Origin of the sequence: Micromonospora sp. NPDC049004, from assembly GCF_040649315.1 — a bacterium.
GTDB lineage: Bacteria > Actinomycetota > Actinomycetes > Mycobacteriales > Micromonosporaceae > Micromonospora.
In genome coordinates this window covers 111490-135383 of record NZ_JBEZFG010000003.1, presented here as the reverse complement: position 1 = coordinate 135383, position 23894 = coordinate 111490, and the positions used below count along the sequence as shown (strand labels likewise).

Below are 23894 nucleotides of genomic sequence, written 5' to 3'. Positions count from 1 at the left end.
GGCCCGTCGCGGCGCGGTCAGTTGGGGTTGCTCGCGTGGGTCAGCGTCTCCCAGGCGACGAAGAGGTTGTTGGTGCCGGCGGGTCGCTGTTGCAGCGTGAGGGTCTGCGTGTTGGTCATGACATTGCCCAGCCGGTTGCTCAGCGCGTTGAAGCCGACCTCGGTGACGGGGCCGAGGCCCCGGGTGAGGGTGCCGCCGCAGAGCCAGGAGGGTGCCGCCTCGCCGAGTTGGTAGCGCGAGTGCAGGCCGAGCGCCTGCCGCAGCCGCTCACCGACCTGCGGGTACAGGTCGCGGCCCTGGATGCGCGAGGTCTCCGCGACGTGCGAGATGGCGGAGATCCCGTACCCGGTGTGGACGAAGTCCCGGCAGGTCTCCTGCGCGAGGCCGGCGACGAAGGTGGACTGGCCCTGCCAGTAGCCGATGATCTCGCTGCTGGTGTCCAGGCCGCTGCCGGGCACGGTGTACGGCAGCGCGCCGTCGCTGGGCAGGTAGATGAAGGCGCGGGCGCGGTTGAGGAAGCGGGTGACCGCCGCGTCGTAGGCGGTGCGGTCCTCCAGGAAGACGGCGATGCCGACGGCGGCCTCCATCATCGTCAGTTCCCAGTTGCCGTTGCTGTTCGACCCGTTGCGGACGACCGGCAGGTAGACGGTGCGCAGCATGGTGGCGAACCGGTTGGCGTTGGGCCAGCTCCCGTAGGTGTACTTGATGATCTCGGCGGCGCGGGGCCAGGTCGAGGCCGCCCAGCCGGTCTGCAGGGGTCCGTTGCTGCCGGTGTGCGAGGTGATCGTCGCCGACCAGGCGTCCATGATCTGGATCGCCTTCTGCGCGTACCGGGAGTCACCGGTGAGGTACCAGGCGAGCGCGTCGGTGTACGCCGCGATGGCGTCCTCGCGCTCGTCGGTGCAGCCGTTGTTCGGGTTGGAGTAGGAGCCGCACTCGACGACGGCGCGGGGCGCCGGGGTGCGCGAGAGCGAGGCGTACCGGCTGCTCATCATCTGGTTGTACGCCGCCGCCCACGGCTGCGCGCCCGCCTGCACCCGCCCCCGGACGAAGTCGAGCTGGCCGCGGCTGACCAGCACCCCGGGGTGGGTGAAGCCGCTCGACGGCGGTCCAGTGGTGCCACCGCTGGGCAGGGTCCAGAGCTGGTTGGCGCTGCCGGTGCAGCTCCAGATCTGCAACGGCGTGCCGTCGGCCGAACTGGGGCCGGTCGCGTCGAGGCACTTGCCCGAGGTCGGGTTGACCACCTGTCCGGCGCTGGACGACCACTGCTGCGCGCCGGTGCCGTTGCAGTCGTAGATCTGCACCCGGGCGCCGTTGGTGGTGCTGGCGGCGGCGATGTCGAGGCACTTGCCCAGGGCTCTGATCGTGCCGTCGTCGGCCACCGTCCACTGCTGTGCGGTGGAGCCGTTGCACGTGTAGAGCTGCACGGCTGTGGAGTTGGCCGGGTTCGCTGCGGCCACGTCGACGCACTTGCCGCCGTAACCCGTGATGGCGCCCGTGGTGGCGGCCGTCGCGGGGGAGGCGCCGACGAACAGCCCGGTCGGCACGGCGAGCAGGGCCGCGGCGAGCGCGGCGGCGAACCTGGTACGGGGGTGGCGGGGCGCGAGCCCGGCCAATCGTCGCGCCATGTCGGGGTCCTTCCGGGCGGCGAAGACAACTGTAAAGTGTGTTAATCATTACAGTCGTACCCATTGATATCAATGTCTTCGCCGCGACGGTGCGCTCACGGATGCATGGCCGCGCCCTTGAGGACCTTGTCGACCACGGCGCGCGGCGCGTGCAGGGCCAGCCCCACCAGGTCCAGCTCTTCCCGGCCGACCGCCTGCACCGCCGCCCGGTTGTCCCGGTCGTTGCCGGTGGCGAACAGCTCGGACGTGAAGATCGCCAGGCGCAGCCCGCGGGTGAGCGCCCGCGAGTGCGCGGCGGTGAGGGTGGCCCGGTCACCGGCGAAGACCAGCACCGGCTGACGGAACATCGGCAGGTACGAGGTGCCGTCCGCGTCGCGGTACTCCTCACCGAGCAACTCCGGCTCGGTGCTCGCGACACCACTGACCAGGAAGGCGGTGACGTTCAGCCGCTGCCAGCCCGCCAGGTCGTTGCGGAGCAGCACGGCGATCTTGGTGGGGAAACGGATCGGTTCGGTCATGCCGTCGAGCCTGCCCGCCCGGCGCCCGGCCGTTCTTGTACGTTCTTAGCGTGGTCACCCGACCGACCGGCGCACAGGTCAGCGCGTGGCGACCCGCTGTCGCCGGGGTCGCCGAGGTGTTCCACGCCCACTTCCCGGATCACGCGTACCCCCTGCACACCCACGACGTGTGGACGCTGCTGATCGTCGACGACGGCGCGGTCCGCTTCGACCTGGACCGGCACCGCCACGGCGCGCTGCGCACGTCGGTCACGCTGCTGCCGCCGTACGTGCCGCACGACGGCCGGGCCGCCACGCCGAACGGCTTTCGCAAACGGGTCCTGTACCTCGACACCACGGCGCTCGACGCCGCGCTCGTCGGTCCGGCGGTCGACCGGCCGGACCTGGCCGATCCGCGCCTACGGGACCGCATCCACCACCTGCACCGGGTGCTCGCCGCGCCGGGGGACGAGTTCGAGGCCGACAGCCGGCTCGCGCTCATCCTGGAACGGCTGCGCCAGCGGCTGCGCCCGCGCTCCCCGGCCGGCGACCCGCCGGCCGCGCCCGGCCTCGCCGTACGACTACGCGAGCTGCTGGACGCCCGGACCGTCGAGGGCCTCACGCTGCGCCAGGCCGCCGAGCTGCTGCACGCCCACCCGACGCACCTGGTCCGGACGTTCACCCACACGCACGGGCTGCCGCCGCACTCGTACCTGACCGGTCGTCGTGTCGAACTGGCCCGTCGTCTGCTCCTCGCGGGGCAGCGCCCCGCCGAGGTCGCCGTCGCGGCCGGGTTCTTCGACCAGGCGCACCTGACGCGCCACTTCCGGCGGCACCTGGGCGTCAGCCCGTCCCGCTACGCGGCCCCGCGCGTGCTCCTGGCGAGCCGGCCGCGATCAGACGAGCTCGCCGGTGACGGACACCAGGCGTAGCTTCTCGTCGCTCTCCGACCCGGGCGCGGCGGTGAAGACCAGCAGCGTCTGGGACCCGTCGGGATCCACGAGCGTCTGACAGTGCAGCTCCAGCGGGCCCACCTCGGGGTGCCGGAGACGCTTCGTCGGGCAGGGGGCGCCGGGCACCGGGTGCTCCCGCCACAGGCGGGCGAACTCCGGGCTGCGAGCCAGCAGGTCGTCGACGAGCGTCGCCGCCCGCGAGCCCCGGCCGTCGCGGGTGTACGACGCGTGCAGGTGCGCCACGAACAGTCGGCTCTGCGTCTCGTGGTCCTCGCTGGGGTGCAGCCGTCGCGCCGCCGGTTCGGTGAACCAGCGGTGGTGCGCGCTGCGCGCCAGCCCGGTGTACCGGGTCTCGTCGCCGAGCAGGGCGATGGCCGGCGCGGTCTGCGCCAGCGTCTCACCGAGGTGGTTCACCACCTGGGCGGGAGTGTCGTGCATCCGGTCGAGGATGCGCATCATCCCGGGGTTGACGTGGTCGGCCCGGACGGCGCGGTGCGGAACGGCGTGACCGGCGAGTCGGAACAGGTGGTCCCGTTCGGCGAGCGACAGCCGCAGACCGCGGGCGAGGGCGGCCAGCATCTGCTCGGAGGGGTGCGGCCCGCGCTGCTGCTCCAGTCGGCTGTAGTAGTCGGTGGACATACCGCTCAACGCGGCGACCTCCTCGCGCCGCAGGCCACCGGTGCGTCGGCGCTGACCCCGGGGCAGACCCACGTCCTCGGGTTGCAGCGCCGCACGTCTGGTGCGCAGGAAGCTGGCGAGCTGGGCGCGGTCCACGGCATCTCCTTCTGCCACCCGGGGTGGATCGGTGTGGGCCGGCGGTGCACCGGCACGTCGGGTGCAACAGCCGGGGCCGGCCGCGCTGTTCCGCGGACGTTCCCGTGCCGGGTCGGTCCGCCGGCTGATCGACACCCCGACTACCGGTTCCAATCGGGCGGCCGATCGGTTCCGCCACGTGGTCGTCACGAAATCCGGCCGCAATCCGTCACAGTCCCCGGATAGTCTGCCTCCGCGCGTCGTCGCCCCGGCACGTCGCGTCCCGCGCCTGGTCGGCGTGGCATACGCCGCCACCGCCCACCTTCCGCCGGATCAACCGACCTCAGGAGAGTCAGTGACACAGCAATCCGTCGCGACATCGGACAAACTCGACGCCGCGGTGCTCAAGGTGGCGGGCGTCGTCGTCCTTGGCGCGATCATGTCGATCCTCGACGTGACGGTGGTCAGCGTCGCGCTGCCCACGTTCCAGACCGAGTTCGACGCGTCCTACGCCCGGGTGGCCTGGACGATGACGGGCTACACGCTCGCCCTGGCCACGGTGATCCCCCTCAGCGGATGGGCGGCCGACCGGTTCGGCACCAAGCGCCTCTACATGGTGGCGCTCGCCCTGTTCACGATCGGGTCCGGCCTCTGCGCCACCGCCGACTCGATCGGCCAACTGATCGGCTACCGCGTCCTTCAGGGCCTCGGCGGCGGCATGCTCATGCCGCTCGGCATGACGATCATGACGCGCGCGGCCGGGCCGCACCGGATCGGCCGGCTGATGGCGGTCCTCGGCATCCCGATGCTCCTCGGCCCGATCGGCGGCCCGATCCTCGGCGGCTGGCTGATCGACACGGCGAGCTGGCACTGGATCTTCCTGATCAACCTGCCGATCGGTGTCGTCGCCCTCATCTACGCGCAGCTGGCGCTCCCGAAGGACGCCCCCGAGCCGTCGGAGTCCTTCGACTTCCTCGGCATGCTGATGCTCTCCCCGGGCCTCGCGCTCTTCCTCTACGGCGTCTCGTCGCTGCCGGAGGCGGGCACCTTCTCCGCGACCAAGGTGTGGGCCCCGATGCTGGTCGGCGGCGCGCTGGTGGTGGCGTTCGTGCTCTACTCGTTCAAGCCCCGGCACCCGCTGCTCGACCTGCGGCTGTTCCGCAACCGCAACCTGACCATCGCCTCGGTGACGCTGTTCGTGTTCATCATCGCGTTCATGGGCGCCGGCCTGCTGTTCCCGAGCTACTTCCTGCAGGTGCGCGGCGAGTCGACGCTGGCCGCCGGCCTGCTGATGGCGCCCCAGGGCCTCGGCGCCATGATCACCATGCCGATCGCCGGCACGCTCGCCGACCGGGTGCCCATCGGGCGCACCGTCCCGTTCGCGCTGGCGTTGATCGTCGCCGGTTTCTTCGGCTTCACCCAGGTCGACGCGCAGACCTCGTACTGGCTGCTCGGTGGGTCGTTGTTCGTGATGGGCCTGGGCATGGGCGGCACGATGATGCCGATCATGACCTCGGCGCTGCGGACGTTGCAGGCACAGGAGGTGGCGCGCGGCTCGACGCTCGTCAACATCCTCCAGCAGATCGGCGGTTCGGTCGGCGCCGCGGTGATGTCGGTGATCCTCACCAACGAGCTGAACGGCTCCCGGCCGATCCCCGGCGCGGTGGACCCGAGCGGCAAGCCGATCACCGAGGCCGGGCTGGCCATCGCCGCCCAGCAGCGGCCGGAGCTGCTCCAGCAGATGCCGGTGGATCCGTCGATCATCGAACGTGGTCTCGACTTCGCCGCGCGGTCGTTCGCCCACACGTTCTGGGTGGCGTTCGCGCTGGTGCTGGCCACGTTCATCCCGGCCGCCCTGCTGCCGCGCCGGCGCACGCCCGCGCAGCCGCTCGGCGACGAGCAGGCCGAGCTGGCCAAGGCGCCGGTCGTCATCCACTGACCGACGCGCTCGACCACCCGCCGCGCTCGGCACCCATCGTGGTGTCGAGCGCGGCGGTGTGTCGATCAGCGCAGCGGACCGTCGCCCGGCCCGTCGGGGTCCTCGATTACGTGGACCGCCGCCTCCTCGGCACTGGCGGCACCCGCGTCGATCCCGGCGTCCCACGCCACCGACTCGGCCTCGTCGTCCTCGCGGACGCCCTCGTCGTACTCGACGAGACGGCCCGCGCGCGCCTCGGTCTCGTACCCCCGGCGGGTCAGCTCGTCCTCGTCGTCGCCGCCCTCGGCGTACGGGTCGACGTCCGGCTCCTCCTGGGCGAGGTACTGATCCAACGACTCGCCCGCCCGCTCCTCGGCGGGGGTGGTGCCGAACCGGTTCGCCGCCGTCCAGTGGTCCGCGGCGACGATGCCGGTGTCGAGGGGGTCGCCGACACGGTCGTCGTCCAGGGTGTCGGAGGCGTCCAGCACCCCGTCGTCCTCGGCCACGTTCCACTCGTCGACGGAATCCGTCTGGCTCACGGCGGTATCTCCTTCGTCACGGCGCAGCGAAGTGCCAAGCCTATGACCGTCCAACGCCGCCGCCCCCCGGGGCCTGCCCGCTGTGACGAACGGACCTCGGGGCGCGGCGCGAGGTCAGCGCTTCAGCAACTCCGCCACGGCGTCGGTGAACTCCGTCGGCTGCTCGACGTGCGCGAAGTGCCCGCTGCGTTCCAGCACGACCAGGCGCGAGTCCTTGAGGCCCGCGTGCAGCTCCTCGGCGTACCGGGGGCCGCAGATGAAGTCGTACGCGCCGACGATCACCACGGCCGGCACGGTGATCTCAGCGAGCCGGTCGCGCACGTCGAAGGGCGTGGGGTCCTGCGCGCCGGCCGGCGCCGCCGAGATCCGCACGGCCGCCTGGAACGGGACGAACTCGGCCTGCCGACCCCAGAAGTCCGCGAAGTACACCGGAAGGGCGGCGCGCAGGGCGCTTCCCAGGGACTCGTCGTCGGTGGCGGCCCCGATCTGCGCGAAGGCGGCCGGGATCTCCGCCGCCTCCGGGCGGTCCGGGTGCCGCTGCGGGTACGCGGCGAGGTTGGCCATCGCCTCGGCCCAGAAGTCGGCGCCGGTGACGGGTGAGGTGTCGTACAGGGCGAGGCCGGCGACCCGGTCCGGGTGGTCCAGGGCGTACCGCTGGATGACGAATCCGCCGTACGAGTGGCCGAGGAGGTACACCCGGGGCTCGCCGAGGTGCGCGATGACGGCGTCGAGGAACCGGACATACGTGACGAGGCGATAGTCGTCGACGGTGTCGAGCCGACCCGACGCGCCGGTGCCGACCGGCTCGACGTACACCATCGTGAAGTGCTCCTCGAGGCCCGGCGTCCGCAGGTAGGCCCACTCGATCCCGGGGCCGCCGGAGTGCGCCACACACACCGGGCCGCTGCCGGCGACGTGGTAGACCTGCCGGACGCCGTCAACGGTGAAGGTGTGCGTGCCCGGTGCGAGGGCGTCGACGTCGTGGCCTGTGGAACCCATGAATCATCTCCCGATCCGTGACCCGCGCGGCGTGTGCCCGCCGCGCGGCTGGTGACTGACACGGACCAGATGCACGGGTCGAGGAGAAAGTTCGCTCGGTCGGCGAACGTTCTGTCAGACCAGCGCCGGGACGGGGTGAAAGAGGGTGATCCGGCGGACCCGGCCCCGGTGCAGTTGCTGCAACCACAGCGCGCCGGGTGGGCAGTGCTCCGGGTCGTCCGGCGGGCTGATCAGGTCGGTCTCCCAGATCAGCACGTCGCCGCTGGCGACCACGTTGCGCAGCCGCTGGCGTACCCCGGCTTCCAGATCGGTGGTCATGCCGCGGATCGCCAGGTCACGGCCGCCGCGGGGCCCACCCGGCACGACCATCTCGGCGTGCGGCCACCAGCTCTCGTGCACGACCCGGTCGAAGTCGCCCCGCATCGCCGTGGCGATCATGTCGCGGCCCTCACGCCAGCGGGCGTCGCCGGCCGCGCTGACATCGGCGTGCGCGGTGGTCGCCGCCGTCCGCAGGCCGCCGGCGAGGGCCCGACGGGCGTGGCTGAGGCGGCTGCGGACGGTACCGACCGGCACGCCGCACACGGTCGCGATCTGCTCGTACGAGGAGGCGTCGCTGAAGTACCGCAGCAGCGTGACCAGCCGGTCCGGCTCGGACAGCTCGCCGATGGCGTGCCACACCCAGTCGCGCAGCGCGCCGGAGTCCAGGGCCTCCTCGGGGGTGGGGCTGGTAGCGGGCTGGGCGAACCACTCCGGCTCGGCGACCGGGAGGGTGCGCGGCCCGCGCCGGGTCGTCCGGGCGTTGTTGCGCACGATCGTGCGCAGCCACGGGCCGACGGCGGCCGGGTTGCGGACCTCGCCGATGCGCCGCAGTGCCGTCACCATCGCGTCCTGCACCGCGTCCTCGGCGTCCGGCCCGTAGCCCAGGATGCCCAGCGCCACGGCCCGCATTCCGGCCTCGTGACGGGTCAGCAGCGCACCGAGCGCCGCCGGGTCTCCCGCCTGCGCGAGCGCGACCAGCTCCGCATCACCCTGCGTCACGTCCAGTTCCTCTCCGAACCGCCCGTTCTGAACGCTTCTGCTCATTCAAGCGTACGGCGGACCGGCGTGCCCCCGGGGCGGCCCGTCTCCGCAGCCTGCGGGCCGGCGGCGCGGGTGGCCCGGACCCCGATCTGCCGCAGGTACGCGATCAACTCCGGCGGCTCGTGCACCTCGATATCGCAACCCAGGGTCAGCAGGCGCCAGGCCAGCCACTCCAGGGTGTCCGCGTCGCTGCGCAACCGGCACGAGGTGGCGTCGATCGGCTCCAGGTCGACCCCGGCGCCGCCGAGCGGGCCGGCGACCCGCTCTACCGGTGCGTGCAGCGTCACCACCGCCCGGTGGACGGGCGTCAGCTCGAGCAGCTTCTCCGCCATGAACGACGCCGCGTCGGTGGCCGGCAGCCGACGGGCGGCGACCCGGGTCCGGGTGAGCCGCGGGTCGGTGATCCGGTCCACCCGGAAGATCCGCCAGTCGGCGCGATCGTTGTCGTAGCCCACCAGATACCAGCGCCGGCCCGCCGACACCAGCTTGTACGGCTCGACGAGCCGTACGCCGTCCACGCCGTCGCGACGGCGGTAGGTGAACCGCAGTTGCGCGCGGCTGTCGACGGCGGCTGCCAGGGCGTTCAGGTGTTCGGGGTCGACGGGCGGCGGACCCCAGGTGAGCAGCGGTTCGGTGGCCGCCCCCAGCGCCCTGACGCGCTGTCGCAGCCGGGACGGCAGCACCTGTTCGAGCTTCGCCAGCGCCCGTACCGAGGCCTCCTCGATACCGGCCACCGCGTGACCGGCGGCGGTCCGCAGACCGACCGCGATCGCCACCGCCTCCTCGTCGTCGAGCAACAGTGGTGGCATCGCCTTGCCCGCGACCAGGCGGTAGCCGCCGATCACGCCCATCGTCGCCTGCACCGGGTAGCCGAGGTCGCGCAGCCGCTGGACATCGCGGCGAATGGTGCGCAGGCTGACGCCGAGCCGGGCGGCCAGTTCGCTGCCGGGCCACTCCCGGGACGTCTGCAACAGCGACAGCAGGCCCAGCAGTCGGGCGGGGGTGTCGGACACGGCCTCCACCATGCCAGCGATGTGTGCCAGATCCTGACCTATATCGGCCCTAGCGTTTCCCGGCATGACGCCGTTTCGCATCGACATTCCCGAGTCCGACCTCGACGACCTGCGCGAGCGGCTCGCCCGCACTCGGTGGCCCCGCCCGCTGCCCGGCGCCGGCTGGGACCGAGGGGTGCCGGTGGACTACCTCCGCGAGCTGACCGGGCACTGGGCACACGGTTACGACTGGCGGGCGCACGAAGCGCGCCTGAACGACTTTCCCCAGTTCGTCACCGAGATCGACGGCCTGGACGTGCACCTGCTGCACGTACGCTCGCCGGAACCCGACGCGCTGCCGCTGCTGCTGACGCACGGCTGGCCCAACTCGGTGGTCGAGTTCACCGAGCTGATCGGCCCGTTGACCGACCCGCGTGCCCACGGCGGTGACCCCGCGCAGGCGTTCCACGTGGTGGTGCCGTCGGTGCCCGGCTTCGGTTTCTCGCAGGCGCCACCGGCCGGGTTCACGATCGACCGGCTCGCCTCGATGTGGGCCGAGCTGATGGCCCGCCTCGGCTACGACCGCTACGGCACCCAGGGCGGCGACCTCGGCGCGTACGTCGCGCCCCGGGTGGCGGCGGTGGCGCCGGAGCGCGTGGTGGGCGTGCACATCGACGGCGGATTCGGCTTTCCGACCGCCGCCGACGAGCCCGACCTGAGCGAGGCGGAACGCGCCGAGTGGGAACAGATGCAGCGGTGGATGAGCGGTGGGGTGGACCACCACGCCCTGCTGCGGGCCGCGCCACAGACCGTCGCGTACGCCTGGACCGATTCGCCGGTCGGGCTGCTGGCCTGGATGATGCAGAAGTTCAAGGAGTTCACCATGACGGTACCGACACCCGAGCAGGCCATCGACCGGGACCATCTGCTCACCAACGTGAGCCTCTACTGGTTCACCGGCACCTCGGGAACCTCCTCGTGGCCGATGTACGAGCGGCTCACCCTCGCCGACGACGGCGGTTTCGCCTGGCCCCGGGGTCAACGGCGGGTGCCGTCGGGCGTCTACGGCGGCGGGACCGCGCTGATGCGCCGCCTCGCCGCACGGGACAACACCATCGTGCACTGGCCGCAGGGCAACCCGGGCAGCCACTTCGTGGCGATGGACGAGCCGTCGGCGCACGCGGCGGACATCCGCGCCTTCTTCGCGAGCCTGCGATGACCGACCTGAGCTGGGCGCAGGTGGCCGCCCGGCGTCTGGCGCGGCACCGGCTCACGACTCCGACACCGGACACCACGCCGGACGTCGACCGCGTCGCCGACGTGGTGTCCGTGATGTGTGGCGCGCACGCCCAGGTCGCCTCCGCCGCCGAACTGTCCGTCGGGCTCCGCGCCCCCGGCGCCACCCGGGCCCTGGTGCGCCAGGCGCTCTGGCGGGACCGCACAGTGGTCAAGACCCGTGGACCACGCGGGACCGTGCACCTGCTCGCCGCCGCGGACCTGCCGATGTGGACCGGCGCGCTGAGCGCGATGCCCATTGCGCCCCGGGAGCGGAGTGTGGCCCTGTTGACTCCCCGGCAGACCGAGCGGGTCCTCGCGGCCATCGCCGAGGCGCTGGCCGAGGCCGAGCTGACCACCGCCGAGCTGACCGAGGAGGTCGTCGCCCGCACCGGCGAGTGGGCGGGCGAACGGGTCATGGAGGCATTCCAGGACAGGTGGCCCCGATGGTTCGCGGCGATGGGGCAGGCAACCCGCAGCGGAATCGTCTGCTTCGGCCCGAACCGGGGCCGCGCCGCCACGTACACCAGCCCGAACCGCTGGCTACCCGGGTTCGCCCCGATGGCCGGCCGGGCCGCGCTGGCCGACCTCGTGCGTCGCTACCTGTACGCGTACGGTCCGGCCACGCCGGCCCAGTTCGCCCAGTGGCTGTCGGCGCCCCGGCCCTGGGCGACATGGCTGTTCACCCTGCTGGACCTGACCGAGGTGACGGTCGAGGGCACGCCCGCGTGGGTGGCCGCCGACGACACCGACTTTCCGGACGACCCGCCGTCCGGGTTGCGGTTACTGCCCTACTTCGACGCGTACGTGGTCGGCTGTCATCCGCGCGACCGGCTCTATCCCGGTGCGGCCGCCGAGCGGGCGTTGGCCGGTGGACAGGCGGGTAACTATCCCGTGCTCCTGGTGGACGGGATAGTCGCCGGAGTGTGGCACCAACGCCGCTCCGGCCGCACCACCCGCGTCACGGTCGAGCCGCTGCGGGCCCTCGACGCCCGTCGGCGGCGAGAGTTGGCCGTGGAGATCGAGCGGGTCGGCCACATCCTGGAGGGGGACGCCGCACTGACCGTCGGGACGGTGCGTGTCGGTCCGCACGCCTGAGTCAGGATGAGGGGGTGGACATCGAACCGGTCGACGACGCGCCCCGCCGAACGTTCGTCCCGACGGTCCTGCGGCAGCGCTGGGAGGACCTCACCTTCCTGCACTGGGCTGTCGCTCCGGAACTCGTCGCGCCGCTGCTGCCCCCCGGCACTCGTCCGGACACGCTGGACGGCGTGAGCTTCGTCGGGCTGATCGGCTTCCGGATGGTCGGGCTGGGCTTCGGTCGCGGCCCGGGGGTGCCGTACTTCGGCACGTTCGCCGAGACGAACGTCCGGCTCTACTCGGTCGACGACACCGGCCGACGGGCGGTCGTGTTCCGCTCGCTCGACGCGTCCCGCCTGGTGCCGGTGCTGGTGGCACAGGCGACGCTGCGTCTGCCGTACCTCTGGTCGTCGATGCGGTTGGACCGCGACGGCGACCGACTCACCTACCGCTGCCGGCGTCGCTGGCCCGGTCCTGCGGGTACGACGAGCCGGATGGCGGTCCGGGTGGGGGAGCCGATCGCCGACCCCACCCCCCTGGACCACTTCCTCACCGCCCGGTGGGGGCTGCACACCCGGGCGTACGGTCGCACGCTGCACCTGCCGAACTGGCATCCCCGCTGGCCGCTGCACCGGGCCGAGCTGCTGCATCTGGACGACGGGTTGGTCGCCGCCGCCGGGCTGCCGGCACCTGTCGGACCGCCGGTCAGCGTGCTCTACTCGCCAGGTGTCGGGGTGCGGTTCGGCCCGCCCGTGACGGCCCGGCGGCCCGGTTGGAGCGCCGGGCCGCCGGATGCTCAGTAGCGCCCGCCCTCGGGTGCGGGCAGCGCGTCGAGGTCGGCCAGGTCCTCGGCGCCGAGCCGCACGTCGCCGGCCGCGCAGTTGTCCACCAGGTACTTCGGTGTCTTGGTGCCGGGGATCGGGATGACCCGGTCGCCCTGGGCGACCACCCACGCCAGCGCGACCTGCGCGGGAGTGACGCCGGCCCGGTCGGCGATCTCCCGGACCCGGGCGACGATGGCCAGGTTGGCCCGCAGCGCGTCCTGTTGGAAGCGCGGCAGGCCGCGTCGGAAGTCGTCGGCCGGCAGGTCGTCGAACGACGAGAACCGGCCGGTCAGAAAGCCCCGGCCCAGCGGGGAGAACGGCAGGAAGGCGATGCCGTGCGCGACGCAGTACGGCAGAACCTCGGCAAGCGGGTCCCGGGTCCACAGCGACAACTCGGACTGCACCGACGCCACCGGGTGCACGGCCTGGGCCCGCGCGATCTGGTCCACGGTTACCTCGGACAGGCCGATCTGCCGCGCCTTGCCCGCCGCGACGACCTCCGCCATCGCGCCCCAGGACTCCTCGATCGGCACCTCGGGGTCGACGCGGTGCAGCTGGTAGAGGTCGACATGGTCGGTGTCGAGGCGGCGCAGGCTGTCGTCGATCGCCGTGCGGATGTGCTCCGGCCGGCCGTTGTTGCCGATCTTCGGTGAGTTGCCGGGGCCTCCGGTCAGGGACGTGGCCACCAGCCCGACCTTGGTCGCCAGGACGGCCCGCTCCCGGTGGCCGTCGGCCAGCGCCCGGCCGACCAGTTCCTCGTTGGTGTACGGCCCGTACACGTCGGACGTGTCGATCAGCGTGGCGCCCAGGTCCAGCGCCTGGCGGATCACCGAGATCGAGGTGTCGTCGTCGCGGGGGCCGGTGATGTCGTATCCGTGGCTCATGCCCATGCACCCGAGACCGATGACGCCGACCTCGGGCCCTGCGCTGCCCAGCGTGGTGGTTCTCATGGGCACCACGCTACGACCGCTGCCGCCCGGCGGCATCCGGCGGCCGTCCAACCCGGTCGGAAAGAGTTCGGCGGGCATGTCGAGGACGGCAGCGCCTGCTTCGACCACGGGGTGAGGGCCGGGCACGACCGGCAGGCTGACACCGCACAGACCAAGGAGTGGACCGATGACGAAGGTGACGACCGGGGCGACGATGTCGTTGGACGGCTACATCGCGGACGCCTCCCACGGCGGCTTCGAGCACCTCTTCCAGTGGTACGGCAGCGGCGCCGTCGAGACGCCCACGGCCAACCCCGAGATGACGTTCCGGACGTCCGCCGCGAGCGCCCGCCACCTGCGGGACCTCACCGCACGTACCGGCGCGTTGGTCGTCGGCCGTCGGCTGTTCGACATGACCGGCGGGTGGGGCGGCCGGCACCCGATGGATGTGCCCGTCGTGGTCGTCACGCACACCGTGCCGCAGGGCTGGGAGCCGGAGAACGACTCCTTCGTCTTCGTCACCGACGGCATCGTCAGCGCCATCGACCGTGCGAAGGCGCTCGCCGGTGCCAAGGAGGTCGGCGTCAACGGCGGCACCATCGCGGCCCAGGTCGTCGAGGCTGGCCTGCTCGACGAGGTGCACGTCGACCTCGTCCCGGTCGTGCTCGGCGCCGGCATACCGTTCTTCGCCGGCCTGACGATCGCGCCACTGCAACTCGACGGCCCCTTCCGCGTCGTCGAGGGCGACGGCGTCACGCACCTGGCCTACCGCGTACGCCCGGCGGCCTGACCACCTCGGGGCCGGCCGGCCTGGGCCGGCCCCGCACCGTACGCCGGCGTCGAGCGTGACCGGAATTGGTGTGGCGTGCTGGGGCGTCGCCACCCAGTGACGATGGCGGTGCGGCCATGGCGGAGCCGGCGTCCCGGCGGTATGCTCCGGCGTGATGATCACTTCCTCTCTCGTCAGATTGGGGGTCCGATCCGCGAACGGTGAGTGCTGATGCGCTCCCGGACCGCGAATGCGGATTCTCGACTGTCCTTCTGGCGGTGCGTGCGCGAGTTCGCCGTACCGCCGTCCATGATCGAGCGTGCGACCGCTCGGCGTCTGGTCGGTGACTGGGCCGGGGCATGCGCCGCCGCCCGCGTCGACCCCGACATCAACCTGCGTGCCGTGGCCGGCCGCCACGGGCGGGAGTTGGCGGCCCGAGTCCGGGCCGACCTTCGTCAGCTGGCCCCGGATCTGCTGCGCTGGCATCTGCCGAGGACCGCTCCCGACGGTCTGCTGCGCCCGAGCCTGATCGTCCCGCTGGCCCGGTACGGCCAGGAGCTGCCCGACGGCGGCGCGGTACACCTGGTGGCCCGGACACCACCGGCGTGGGCCGACGCCGGGCAGCGGATCAGCCTCGGGCTGTGGGACGGGACGCGCGACGGGCCCGGCGCCCATCCCCACCCCGACCGGCGATTCCGGCTCGACCTGCACCGCCACCTGTGGGACGCGCGTCGGGCGGGCGAGTTGCGGACCCGATCCGGTGCGGACCTGCTGCCGTGGGACACCCCACCCTCCGTCGTCCCCGAGTGGGCAGACGCGGCGCAGGCGTCCGGGCACGCGACGGACCGATGGGCGGCCGAGGCCGCGCTCCTGCTGCGCGCCGAGGAGCGTACCGGCGGAGCTGTCGCGGTGCGGCTCGGCGGCGGACGTCGGCTGGTCCTTGAGGTGACACCGGGCGGGCACGACGGGCCGCCTTCGGCCCGGGCCTTCAGATCGGGCGACGGGCGCCTGCCGGTGCTGCCCGACGCGGCGACGTGGGTGCTGCCCGACCTGGCGCTGCTGCGTGCCGGGCTGATCGAGGCGGATCGGCTGCATCCGCTGATCGCATCGGCCCTGGTGCCCGAGCATCAGGTGCTGAGCGCCCCGAGCGCCCCGGCCACGCCGGACCGCGCCGCGCTGCCGCGCGTGGTGCTGTGCCGGGGCGCCCACCATCGCATCGGCCTGGTCGACGGCGTGCTCACCGCGCTGGATCACGACGCGGCGGAGATCCGCCGGGAGGAGTTGCTGGCGGCGCTCACCGGGTCGCCGCTGCCCTGCCTTCGGGCGATCGACGACGCGCATCGACAGCCGGAGTGCCTGCCCGACGTGCGGGCTCGCCTGGACCACGGGGACACCGCCGGGGCGCTGGCCACCGTGGAGGCGCTGCTAGGCCCCCGGGCGCTGTTGCGGGACGGCGCCCTGCGCGACGAACTCGAGACCGCCGCACAGCGGCGGATCACCCACGGCCTGTTCCGGGCCGGCCTGATCGGGGCCGAGCCGGGCCCCACCGCCGCGGAACCCCGCCGCGTCGGCGCGCGCCGCCGGCGCGCGCGGCACGCGACACCCCGCTGACCGCGGTACGCCAGCACTTCACCCACCACGAACTCACAGGTGATGACCATGTCTGCAACCAGTCCTCAGCTCGACGTCGCCGGAGATCTGCTCTCCCTGCTCGGCGCGACCACCACCGAACCCCGTTCCGACGACCAGTTGGCGGCCCTGACCCTGACCGTGGCCGCCGACCTGCCCGTACTCCTGTGGGGTGAGCCCGGTATCGGCAAGACGGCGGCGCTCACCCACCTCGCCACCACCCTGGACCTGCCCCTGACCACCGTCGTCGCGAGCGTCCACGAACCGTCCGACTTCTCGGGACTGCCGATCATCGGCGCCGACCCGGCGACCCAGGGCGTCCCGATGGCCCCACCGGACTGGGCCGTGCGCCTGGTGCGGGCCGGTCGAGGGCTCCTGTTCCTCGACGAACTGTCCACCGCCCCGCCCGCCGTTCAGGCCGCCCTACTGCGCCTCGTGCTGGAACGCCGCGTCGGTGCCCTGCGGCTGCCGCCCGGCGTACGGATCGTCGCCGCCGCAAATCCCCGCTCGTCGGCGGCCGACGGATGGGAACTGAGCCCGCCGCTGGCCAACCGCTTCGTCCACCTCCAGTGGAGGCATGACCACGAGGTCGTCGTACGCGGACTCGGCGGCACGTGGCCCCGCGCGGCGTTGCCCCGGCTCGACCCGGCGCTGCTGCCCGAGGCCGTCGCCTTCGCCCGCCGCGCGGTGTGCGGACTGCTGGCGGTCCGCCCGGATCTCGTGCACCGGCTGCCCACCACCGACGTCGCCCGGGGTGGGCCGTGGCCGTCGCCGCGCAGTTGGGAGATGGCGCTGCGGCTGACCGCGTTCGCGAGCGCGGCCGGCGTGTCCCGCGAGGTGCTGTCCACGCTGGTGCGGGGCACGGTCGGCGACGGTCCGGGGCTGGAGCTGCTGGCCAGCATGGACCGGATGGACCTTCCCGATCCGGAGGACCTGCTGGCCGACCCGGCGGTGGCCGTACTGCCCGAACGGGGTGATCTGCGCCAGGCGGTGCTGGACGCCGTCGTGGCGGTGGTCCGCAACCGCCCGGAACGGTCGCGCTGGGACGCGGCTTGGGCGCTGTTGGCCCGGGCTGTGGAGACCGGTGCGCCGGATCTGGTCGTGGTTCCCGCGACCACCCTCGCCACGCTGCGCCGCGAGGACTGGGACGTCCCGGACACGATCGAACGCCTCGGCGGGGCGGTGTCGCTGTCCCGGCGGGCCGACCAGGCAGCAGCGCGCGTCGCGGCGGCCGCCGGGGTGCGACGGTGAGCGCCCCGAGCACGTTGGGGCTGGACGTCGACAAGCTGTACGCGGCCCGGCTGCACGCCGCCCGCGCGCGGCCCTACCTGGCGACGGCGTTGTTCGCCCTGCACCCGGTGGCGTCCTCGCAGGTGCCGACGATGGCGGTGGACCGGTACTGGCGCTGCTACGTCTCGCCCGCGTTCGTGGACCGCACTCCCCTGGAGGAGCTGGCCGGGGTGTGGGTGCACGAGGTGTCGCATCTGCTGCGCGACCACCACGGCCGGGGTGACCGGGTCGCCCGGGCCCGGGGGCTGACCGGCCCGGGGGAGCGGCTGCGGATGAACATCGCCGCGGACTGCGAGATCAACGACGACGCGTTCGGTGACGGGCTGACCATGCCCGAGGGCGCCGTCGAGCCGGCGTCGCTCGGGCTCAACCCGGGGGAGCTGATGGAGGACTACCTGCGCCAGTTCGGGCTGGGGCCGCGTACGCAGGATCTGGTCTGGTTGGACTGCGGCAGCGGCGCGGACGGCCTGGACCGGCGGTGGGATCTGGGGCCGGACGGCGCGCACAGCCTCAGCGAGCAGGAGCGGGACGCGGTGCGGCACCGGGTGGCCGAAGGCATCAACGGACACCCCGGTTCCGTTCCCGGAGGGTGGCGGCGGTGGGCGGAGCAGGCGTTTCACCCGCCGCAGCCGTGGCGGGACCTGCTGGGCGCGGCGATCCGCTCCGCGGCGGTGGCCGCCGGGGTCGGCGCGGACCACACGTACGGGCGGCCGTCCCGGCGGTCCGCCAGCCTGCCCGGTGTGATCCTGCCCAGCCTGCGTCGTCGACCTCCGACGGTCTGCGTCATCGTCGACACGTCCGGGTCGGTCAGCGACGCCGAACTGGGCAGTGCGTTGCTGGAGGTGGCGGCCATCGCCCGGGCCCTGGGCGGCCGGCGCGACCTGGTGAGCGTCCTGCCGTGCGACGCCGCGGCCCGGGTCGTGCACCCGCTGTGCCGCGCGCAGGAGATCCCGCTGATCGGTGGCGGCGGCACCGACCTGCGCAGCGGCTTCGCCCGGGCGCTGCGGGCACGCCCTCGACCGGACGTCATCGTGGCGTTGACCGACGGGCAGACGCCCTGGCCGTCGGCCCGCCCGACGTCGCGGACGGTGGTCGGCCTGTTCCCTCGTCGCCGGGCGTCGTGGAGCGAGGAGGTGGACCGCGTACCGAACGCGCCGCCGCAGTGGGCGCGGGTGGTGACCGTCGGGGCGACCTAGAATCGACGAGTCTCACTGCTTTTGGCGGTGTGGGCTGGGGGCGACCACGAAAGGCGGTGCGCGCGATGGGACCGGACGAGCGGCGACGGTTGTTCGAGCAGGCGCGGGAGCGTTCGGCGCGACAGGAGACCTGGGCGGAGGCGGACCGGTTGTGGGTCCGGGTGATCGATGCGTACCGGGAGGCGGTGCGCGGTCCCGGTGGGGTCCGCGAGGACCAGCAGCAGTTGGCGCGGGCGCTGTGGCGGCACGGCATGCTGCTCTCGGCGCGCGGCAGGGCCGCCGACGGGATGGCCCCCGGCGGTGAGGCGGTGGTCGTCTTCGAGCGGGTGTACGACGCCGTGGCGGCCGAGGGCGGGAACGTGGCTGCCGCACCCCGGGACGACGCCCTCGCCGAGCTGATCACCGCGCTGGTGGACCTGGCCGAGGTCTCGTTCGCCGCCGGTCAGCCCGCCACGCGCCGGGACCTGCTGGAACGGGCCGTGACCGTGGGTCTGACCTGCGCTGGGAATCCGCCGTCCGCCGGGCCCCGCACCCGCGAGGCGATGGGCACCGCCTACCACAACCAGGCGACGGCGCTGCTGCACCGGCATCTCACCCGGCCGTCGTCGGGCGCCGGCGCCCAGGAGGCGGCGCTGGCGGCGTCGCGGGCCTGCGAGCTGCGCCAGGGGCTGCTCGACCTGGCGCGTCCGCTGACCTTCTGGGAGATGGCCAACACCTACGGGGTGTACGCCCAGTGCCTCGTGCTGATCGGCGACCTCGACCGGGCGGCAATGGTGCTGGCGATGGGCAACCGCTTCGTGGAGACGCTGGGCCCGGCCGCCGCGGAGCCCGCCCAGAAGCTGCGGGTCGCGGCCGAGATGCTGGCCCGGGAGAAGGGTGGGTCGGGAGGAGCTACCGGTGCGCGGCGGTGGGGCTGGCGGCGGGGTTGACGTACCGGGCATCCGCGCGCCCCGGCTTGCACGGCATCGTCGTTGATCGATACCCTGCGTGAAGGCGCCGCCCCGCCTCGGACCATCACCGTCGAAGAGAAGCGGGTTCCGCATGCGCACACTGAGACTTGTCACGTCGCTGGCCGTCGCCGGCCTGCTCGCCGGCGCGGTGGCGATGATCGCCACGCCGGCCAGCGCGGCGACTGTCGTGTTCTCCGTGACCAACAGCTGGGGCAGTGGCTATCAGGGCCAGGTCACGGTCACCAACGACACCTCCGCGCCGATCAGCAGTTGGCGGGTCGAGTTCGACCTGCCGGCCGGCACGAGCATCAGCCAGTCGTGGAACGCCCAGCAGGTGACCTCGGGCAACCACTACACCTTCAGCAACGTGTCGTGGAACGGCACTCTCGGGGCCGGCGCCTCGACGTCGTTCGGCTTTCTCGTCAACGGCTCCGGAACTCCGGTGAACTGCACCGTCAACGGCAACGGCGTGTCCTGCACCGGCGGCACGCCGCCCACGACGCCGCCGCCGCCCACCACCGCGCCGCCGACGACTCCGCCCCCGACCACTCCGCCGCCGACGACCCCGCCGCCGACGACCCCGCCCCCGACGACCCCGCCCCCGACCACTCCGCCGCCGACGACCGGCACGCCGGTGCAGCGGTACGGGCAACTGCGGGTCTGCGGCACGACGATGTGCGACAAGAACGGCGCGCGGGTGCAGCTGCGTGGCGTCAGCAGCATGTGGCTCAACTGGGAGACCGCCCCGTACGCCGAGAACCTGTCCGCGCTGACCTGGATGCGCGACAACTGGAACCTCCAGGTGATCCGGGCGGCGATGGGCGTGGAACCGGCCGGGGCGTACCTGAGTGACCCGGGCCGGGCGCGGGCGCAGGTGGAGACGATCATCAACAACGCGGTCACCGCCGGGGTGTACGTGATCGTCGACTGGCACGCGCACGAGGCGCAGAACAACCAGTCCCAGGCGGTGGCGTTCTTCGGTGACCTGGCCCGCCGCTACGGTCACCTGCCCAACGTGATCTGGGAGACGTGGAACGAGCCGTTGCAGCTCAGCTGGACCGGCGTCATCAAGCCGTACCACCAGGCGGTCGTGTCCGCGATCCGCGCCGCCGACCCGGACAACATCGTCGTGCTCGGCACACCGACGTGGTCGCAGGACGTGGACGCCGCGGCGGCCAGCCCGGTCTCCGGCACCAACCTCATGTACACGCTGCACTTCTATTCGTGTACGCACGGCGGGTCACTGCGCGCCAAGGGCGACGCGGCGATCCGGGCGGGGCTCGCGTTGTTCGTCACCGAGTGGGGTGCCAGCAACGCCGACGGCGGCCTCGACGGCCGGGCCTGCCTGCCGGAGGCGCAGTCCTGGATCGACTGGATGAAGGCGAACGGCATCTCCTGGACCGCCTGGAAGCTGGACGTCGGCACCGACACCACGAACCTGCTCAGCCCCGGGGCACCGGTGACCGGCGGGTGGAACAACTACCTGCACGGCCACGCGCCGTTCGTGGTCGCCAACATGAGGTGACCTGGCCGCGCTTTTGATCAACTCCAGATCGCCGATGTCGGGGTGTCCGAGCCAGCGGGACGCCCCGACATCGGCGATCACGTGTCGATCACCCACGCGCGGCCCTCGCAGGGGCGGTCGCTCTGGCGGGCGATATGCCTGTCAGTCATATTCATACCTGTGCGGTACACAGCTCTCGAACCGTGGCGGGTCATCCGATGCAGTCGTCGGGACCGTTCCTTCGCCGGTGCCGGGCGAGCGGCATCCGCCGGCCCGGTGACCGGATACGCCACATGATCGAATCGCAGGCGCCGATGGTGGAGATGCTGTGGGAGCCGCACGACCCTCGCCACGCGCTCGACGAACGGTTCGGCTTCGGTGATGCAGAGTCGGCCGGCCGCTGGGTCGCCGCGATGCTGAAGGAGCACTGGGGCGTTCGCATCGACTCCTGCGAGCGAATAGTCATGAGCGGGGGCAACGCGATAGCGTGGGTCGGCGTGCCGTCCGGCCGACTGCTCGCGAAATGGTCGGTGGTGCGCGAGCGATTTCCGCGTTTGATGGAGACGGCGCGTCTCACGTGCTGGCTCCACCGTCGAGGGCTGCCGGTGTCGGCGCCGGTTCCCGCACGAGAAGGCCGCCTCCAGGTCGAGGTCGACGGTGTCTCGATGGGCCTGCAGCGCGAGGTCGTGGGCGACCTCCTCGACACCACGGATCTCCACCAGGTGCGGGCGGCCGGAGTCGTCCTCGCCCAGTTGCAGGACGCGCTGGCCGCATACCCGGACGCTGATCAGCTTCTCGCCCCCGCCGTTGCGTTCACGCCGTTGACGGCCCGGGTCACCGACTGGCTGGACTCCCACGCGGACCATCTGCCGATGGCCGCTCGTGACACGCTGCGCGGGCTGGTCATCAGCGCGCCGCCCGACCGGCTTCCCCGCCAACTCGTCCATTTCGATTTCCGCTCCGCCAACATCTTGTGGGCCCACGGCGAGGTCGCTGCGATCCTCGACTTCGAGGAGGCCCAGCATGATCACCGAATCGTCGAGCTGGCCCGCGCGGCGGTCCTGCTCGGCACCCGCTACCACAACTGGGGGCCGGTGTCGGCCGAGATTCGCGCGGAATTCCTTACCAGCTACCAGTCCGAGCGTCCGCTGACCCCGGCCGAGGCGGGCTGGTTGGACATCCTTCTGCTCTGGCAGGCCCTGGCGATGGTGCCGCCGGGCGACGACCCGACCGGGTGGGGACCGTCCGTCCTGAGCCAGCTGAGCCAGGAAACCGCAGAGTAAGGCGGCGGGCTGCTCGCCGCGCTGGCCGCGGGCCGGCTGTCCCGCACCACGCGCCCCTACCGGTCACCAGAATCAACCCCGGAGCGTCAGTTCAGGGTGTGAAGGCTCGCCGGTACGCGGTGGGGGTGGTGGCGAAGGCCCGCTGGAAATGCGCACGCAGGTTGGTGGCCGTGCCCAGCCCGGTGCGGCGGGCGACCTCGTCGACGCTGATTCCGTTGTCCTCCAGCAGGGTGCAGGCGGCGCGCAGCCTTTGCTGGATCAGCCAGGCCCGCGGACCCATGCCGAACCGGCTCTGGAACGCCCGGTGCAGTGTGCGGGTGGACATCACCGCCTGTCTCGCGAGGTCCGCGACGGTGATCGGCTGCCGCAGGTTGCTGCTCGCCCAGGCGGTGACCCCGGCCAGTTCGTCGCCCTCACCCGTCACCGCGACCGGGATGAACTGCGCCTGGCCGCCCGCTCGGTGCGGCGGGGTGACCATGTGACGGGCCCGCTCGATGGCGACCGCCTGCCCATGGTCGCGGCCGACAAGGTAGAGGCACATGTCGAGGCCCGCGGCGAGTCCGGCGCTGGTGAGCACCTGGCCCTCGTCGACGTAGAGGGCGTTGGCGTCCACGAGCACCCCGGGGTGTTCGCGGGCGAGCGCCTCGGCGTGCACCCAGTGGGTCGTCGCGCGGCGGCCGTCGAGCAGGCCGGCCTGAGCCAGCGCGAACGCGCCGGTGCAGATCGACGCGATGCGCGCCCCGCGACGGTGTGCCAGTCGCAGCGCCTGGAGAGCGCGCGCCGGTGCCGGGCCGCGGCGGAATCCGGGCACGATCACCGTGTCGGCGTCGCCGAGGGCGTCGAGCGTCGCCGCGACTGTCAGGTTCAGGCCCTCGGTGGTGGTGACGACCTGACCGTCGTCCAGCGAACACACAGTCGTCGCGTACCGGCCGTGACCCTCGTGGCCGAAGACATGCGTCGCGATGGTCAGGTCGAAGGCCACGACCCTGGGGAGAGCGAGAACGGCGACCCGATGCGTGGCGGAACTCTTACGCATGATGGCAAGGATGCCACTCGTCAGCCCCTGGCCGGCGAGTGATCCTGACCGGGTGCGAATTGACATCGTGGTGTTCGACGGCTTCGACGAACTGGACGTCTTCGGGCCTTTCGAGGTGCTCTCGATCGCCGGGTTGGACGTGCGACTGGTCGCCGTCGAGCGGCCCGGCCCGGTCACCAGCATGCGTGGGGTCGAGCTCCGGGTTCCCGACGTGCTCGGTCCGACCGACGGCGTGATCGTTCCCGGCGGCGGGTGGCTCAACCGGGCCGCCGAGGGCTCCTGGGCGCAGGCGCAGCGCGGTGAGCTTGCGGCGAAGCTGTCCGCGCTGGCGCCGTCGACGCGGTGGATGGCGTCGGTGTGCACCGGCGCGCTGCTGCTCGCGGCTGCCGGCCTGCTGACCGGCCGCCGGGCGACCACCAACCGCAACGCGTACGACGAACTGCGCGGCTACGACGTGACGGTCCTCGACGAGCGCGTCGTCGACGACGGCGACCGTGTCACGGCGGGCGCGCTCACGGCCGGGCTCGATCTGGGACTGTGGCTCACCGAACGGGAACTCGGCGCCGCCACCGCCAACCGGGTCGCTACCGCCATCGAATACGCCCGCGCCTGAGGCTTGCGGCGCGGTGTCCGAAGAGGATCAGCGGCCACCCGCATGGTCGACCCTCTGCCGGTAGAACGGCGCGTCACCTTAACGCGCCGGAAACGCTCCCGGTACCAAGCCTGGGAACGCTCGTCGGACAGTCGAGACCACCGACACGCGAACCGGG

22 protein-coding genes are annotated in these 23894 nt (G+C 72.6%); 13 read left to right on the top strand and 9 right to left on the bottom strand.

Features of this window, described 5'->3' with window-relative positions:
* Positions 1-17 precede the first annotated feature (17 nt).
* Together AB0B97_RS10175 and AB0B97_RS10170 are read right to left on the bottom strand one after the other, a co-directional pair.
* Positions 18-1628, bottom strand: a complete 1611-nt coding sequence (locus AB0B97_RS10175) for a ricin-type beta-trefoil lectin domain protein (RefSeq protein ID WP_357492338.1) — start codon at positions 1626-1628, stop codon at positions 18-20.
* Positions 1629-1723: 95 nt separating this feature from the next.
* Positions 1724-2146 (bottom strand): DUF2000 domain-containing protein, encoded by a 423-nt coding sequence (locus tag AB0B97_RS10170; RefSeq protein WP_357492336.1) that lies wholly within the window; start codon positions 2144-2146, stop codon positions 1724-1726.
* A gap of 50 nt (positions 2147-2196) precedes the next feature.
* Here AB0B97_RS10170 and AB0B97_RS10165 point away from each other — a divergent pair, with 50 nt between their 5' ends.
* Positions 2197-3057, top strand: coding sequence for an AraC family transcriptional regulator (locus tag AB0B97_RS10165; protein ID WP_357492334.1), 861 nt, complete (start codon positions 2197-2199; stop codon positions 3055-3057).
* Here AB0B97_RS10165 and AB0B97_RS10160 read toward each other — a convergent pair.
* Entirely contained in the window at positions 3022-3852 is an 831-nt protein-coding gene (locus AB0B97_RS10160; RefSeq protein ID WP_357492332.1) for a helix-turn-helix transcriptional regulator, read from the bottom strand. The genes AB0B97_RS10165 and AB0B97_RS10160 overlap by 36 nt on opposite strands.
* Before the next feature lie 334 nt (positions 3853-4186).
* On the opposite strand from AB0B97_RS10160, the gene AB0B97_RS10155 reads away from it, so the two are divergent.
* Positions 4187-5770, top strand: a complete 1584-nt coding sequence (locus tag AB0B97_RS10155; protein ID WP_357492330.1) for a DHA2 family efflux MFS transporter permease subunit — start codon at positions 4187-4189, stop codon at positions 5768-5770.
* A gap of 65 nt (positions 5771-5835) precedes the next feature.
* Here the strand turns inward: AB0B97_RS10155 and AB0B97_RS10150 are convergent, their stop codons facing one another.
* The 4 genes from AB0B97_RS10150 to AB0B97_RS10135 all read right to left on the bottom strand — a co-directional run bounded on the left by AB0B97_RS10150 (position 5836) and on the right by AB0B97_RS10135 (position 9380).
* A complete protein-coding gene (locus tag AB0B97_RS10150) occupies positions 5836-6288 on the bottom strand; it encodes a DUF5709 domain-containing protein (RefSeq protein ID WP_007461315.1) in 453 nt (150 codons plus the stop codon).
* Positions 6289-6402: 114 nt separating this feature from the next.
* Positions 6403-7287, bottom strand: coding sequence for an alpha/beta hydrolase (locus tag AB0B97_RS10145; protein ID WP_357492328.1), 885 nt, complete (start codon positions 7285-7287; stop codon positions 6403-6405).
* A gap of 114 nt (positions 7288-7401) precedes the next feature.
* Positions 7402-8370, bottom strand: a complete 969-nt coding sequence (locus tag AB0B97_RS10140) for a sigma-70 family RNA polymerase sigma factor (protein ID WP_357492326.1) — start codon at positions 8368-8370, stop codon at positions 7402-7404.
* Positions 8367-9380, bottom strand: coding sequence for a YafY family protein (locus tag AB0B97_RS10135; RefSeq protein ID WP_357492324.1), 1014 nt, complete (start codon positions 9378-9380; stop codon positions 8367-8369). The genes AB0B97_RS10140 and AB0B97_RS10135 overlap by 4 nt, the downstream gene beginning before the upstream one ends.
* A 64-nt stretch (positions 9381-9444) precedes the next feature.
* Here AB0B97_RS10135 and AB0B97_RS10130 point away from each other — a divergent pair, with 64 nt between their 5' ends.
* Genes AB0B97_RS10130 through AB0B97_RS10120 form a run of 3 tightly spaced genes read left to right on the top strand, consistent with a single transcriptional unit; the run spans position 9445 to position 12517 of the window.
* The gene (locus tag AB0B97_RS10130) at positions 9445-10578 is read left to right on the top strand and encodes an epoxide hydrolase (protein ID WP_357492322.1); all 1134 of its coding nucleotides are present in this window, start codon (positions 9445-9447) and stop codon (positions 10576-10578) included.
* On the top strand, positions 10575-11732 hold the full coding sequence (locus AB0B97_RS10125; RefSeq protein ID WP_357492320.1) for a winged helix DNA-binding domain-containing protein: 1158 nt from the start codon (positions 10575-10577) through the stop codon (positions 11730-11732). Before AB0B97_RS10130 ends, AB0B97_RS10125 begins: the two co-directional genes overlap by 4 nt.
* Before the next feature lie 14 nt (positions 11733-11746).
* Positions 11747-12517, top strand: coding sequence for a DUF2071 domain-containing protein (locus tag AB0B97_RS10120; RefSeq protein ID WP_357492318.1), 771 nt, complete (start codon positions 11747-11749; stop codon positions 12515-12517).
* On the opposite strand, the gene AB0B97_RS10115 is transcribed toward AB0B97_RS10120, so the two are convergent.
* Positions 12511-13488, bottom strand: coding sequence for an aldo/keto reductase (locus tag AB0B97_RS10115; protein WP_357492316.1), 978 nt, complete (start codon positions 13486-13488; stop codon positions 12511-12513). The genes AB0B97_RS10120 and AB0B97_RS10115 overlap by 7 nt on opposite strands.
* 166 nt (positions 13489-13654) lie before the next feature.
* On the opposite strand from AB0B97_RS10115, the gene AB0B97_RS10110 reads away from it, so the two are divergent.
* The 7 genes from AB0B97_RS10110 (at position 13655) to AB0B97_RS10080 (ending at position 22088) form a co-directional block, all read left to right on the top strand.
* Positions 13655-14257: a dihydrofolate reductase family protein gene (locus AB0B97_RS10110; protein WP_357492314.1), complete on the top strand. Its 603-nt coding sequence runs from the start codon at positions 13655-13657 to the stop codon at positions 14255-14257.
* Between the two features lie 210 nt (positions 14258-14467).
* Positions 14468-15847: a hypothetical protein gene (locus tag AB0B97_RS10105; RefSeq protein WP_357492312.1), complete on the top strand. Its 1380-nt coding sequence runs from the start codon at positions 14468-14470 to the stop codon at positions 15845-15847.
* 42 nt (positions 15848-15889) lie between these two features.
* Positions 15890-17116, top strand: a complete 1227-nt coding sequence (locus AB0B97_RS10100; RefSeq protein ID WP_357492310.1) for a MoxR family ATPase — start codon at positions 15890-15892, stop codon at positions 17114-17116.
* Entirely contained in the window at positions 17113-18351 is a 1239-nt protein-coding gene (locus AB0B97_RS10095; RefSeq protein ID WP_357492308.1) for a VWA-like domain-containing protein, read from the top strand. The genes AB0B97_RS10100 and AB0B97_RS10095 overlap by 4 nt, the downstream gene beginning before the upstream one ends.
* Positions 18352-18416: 65 nt before the next feature.
* Positions 18417-19280: a hypothetical protein gene (locus AB0B97_RS10090; RefSeq protein ID WP_357492306.1), complete on the top strand. Its 864-nt coding sequence runs from the start codon at positions 18417-18419 to the stop codon at positions 19278-19280.
* 112 nt (positions 19281-19392) lie between these two features.
* Complete coding sequence (locus AB0B97_RS10085; protein WP_357492304.1) at positions 19393-20826, top strand: cellulase family glycosylhydrolase; 1434 nt, start codon at positions 19393-19395, stop codon at positions 20824-20826.
* Positions 20827-21098: 272 nt separating this feature from the next.
* Complete coding sequence (locus AB0B97_RS10080; protein WP_357492302.1) at positions 21099-22088, top strand: phosphotransferase; 990 nt, start codon at positions 21099-21101, stop codon at positions 22086-22088.
* Between the two features lie 91 nt (positions 22089-22179).
* Here AB0B97_RS10080 and AB0B97_RS10075 read toward each other — a convergent pair whose 3' ends face one another.
* The gene (locus AB0B97_RS10075) at positions 22180-23124 is read right to left on the bottom strand and encodes a DJ-1/PfpI family protein (protein WP_357492300.1); all 945 of its coding nucleotides are present in this window, start codon (positions 23122-23124) and stop codon (positions 22180-22182) included.
* A 52-nt stretch (positions 23125-23176) separates the two neighbouring features.
* Here AB0B97_RS10075 and AB0B97_RS10070 point away from each other — a divergent pair, with 52 nt between their 5' ends.
* Positions 23177-23737, top strand: coding sequence for a DJ-1/PfpI family protein (locus AB0B97_RS10070; RefSeq protein ID WP_357492298.1), 561 nt, complete (start codon positions 23177-23179; stop codon positions 23735-23737).
* Positions 23738-23894 lie beyond the last annotated feature (157 nt).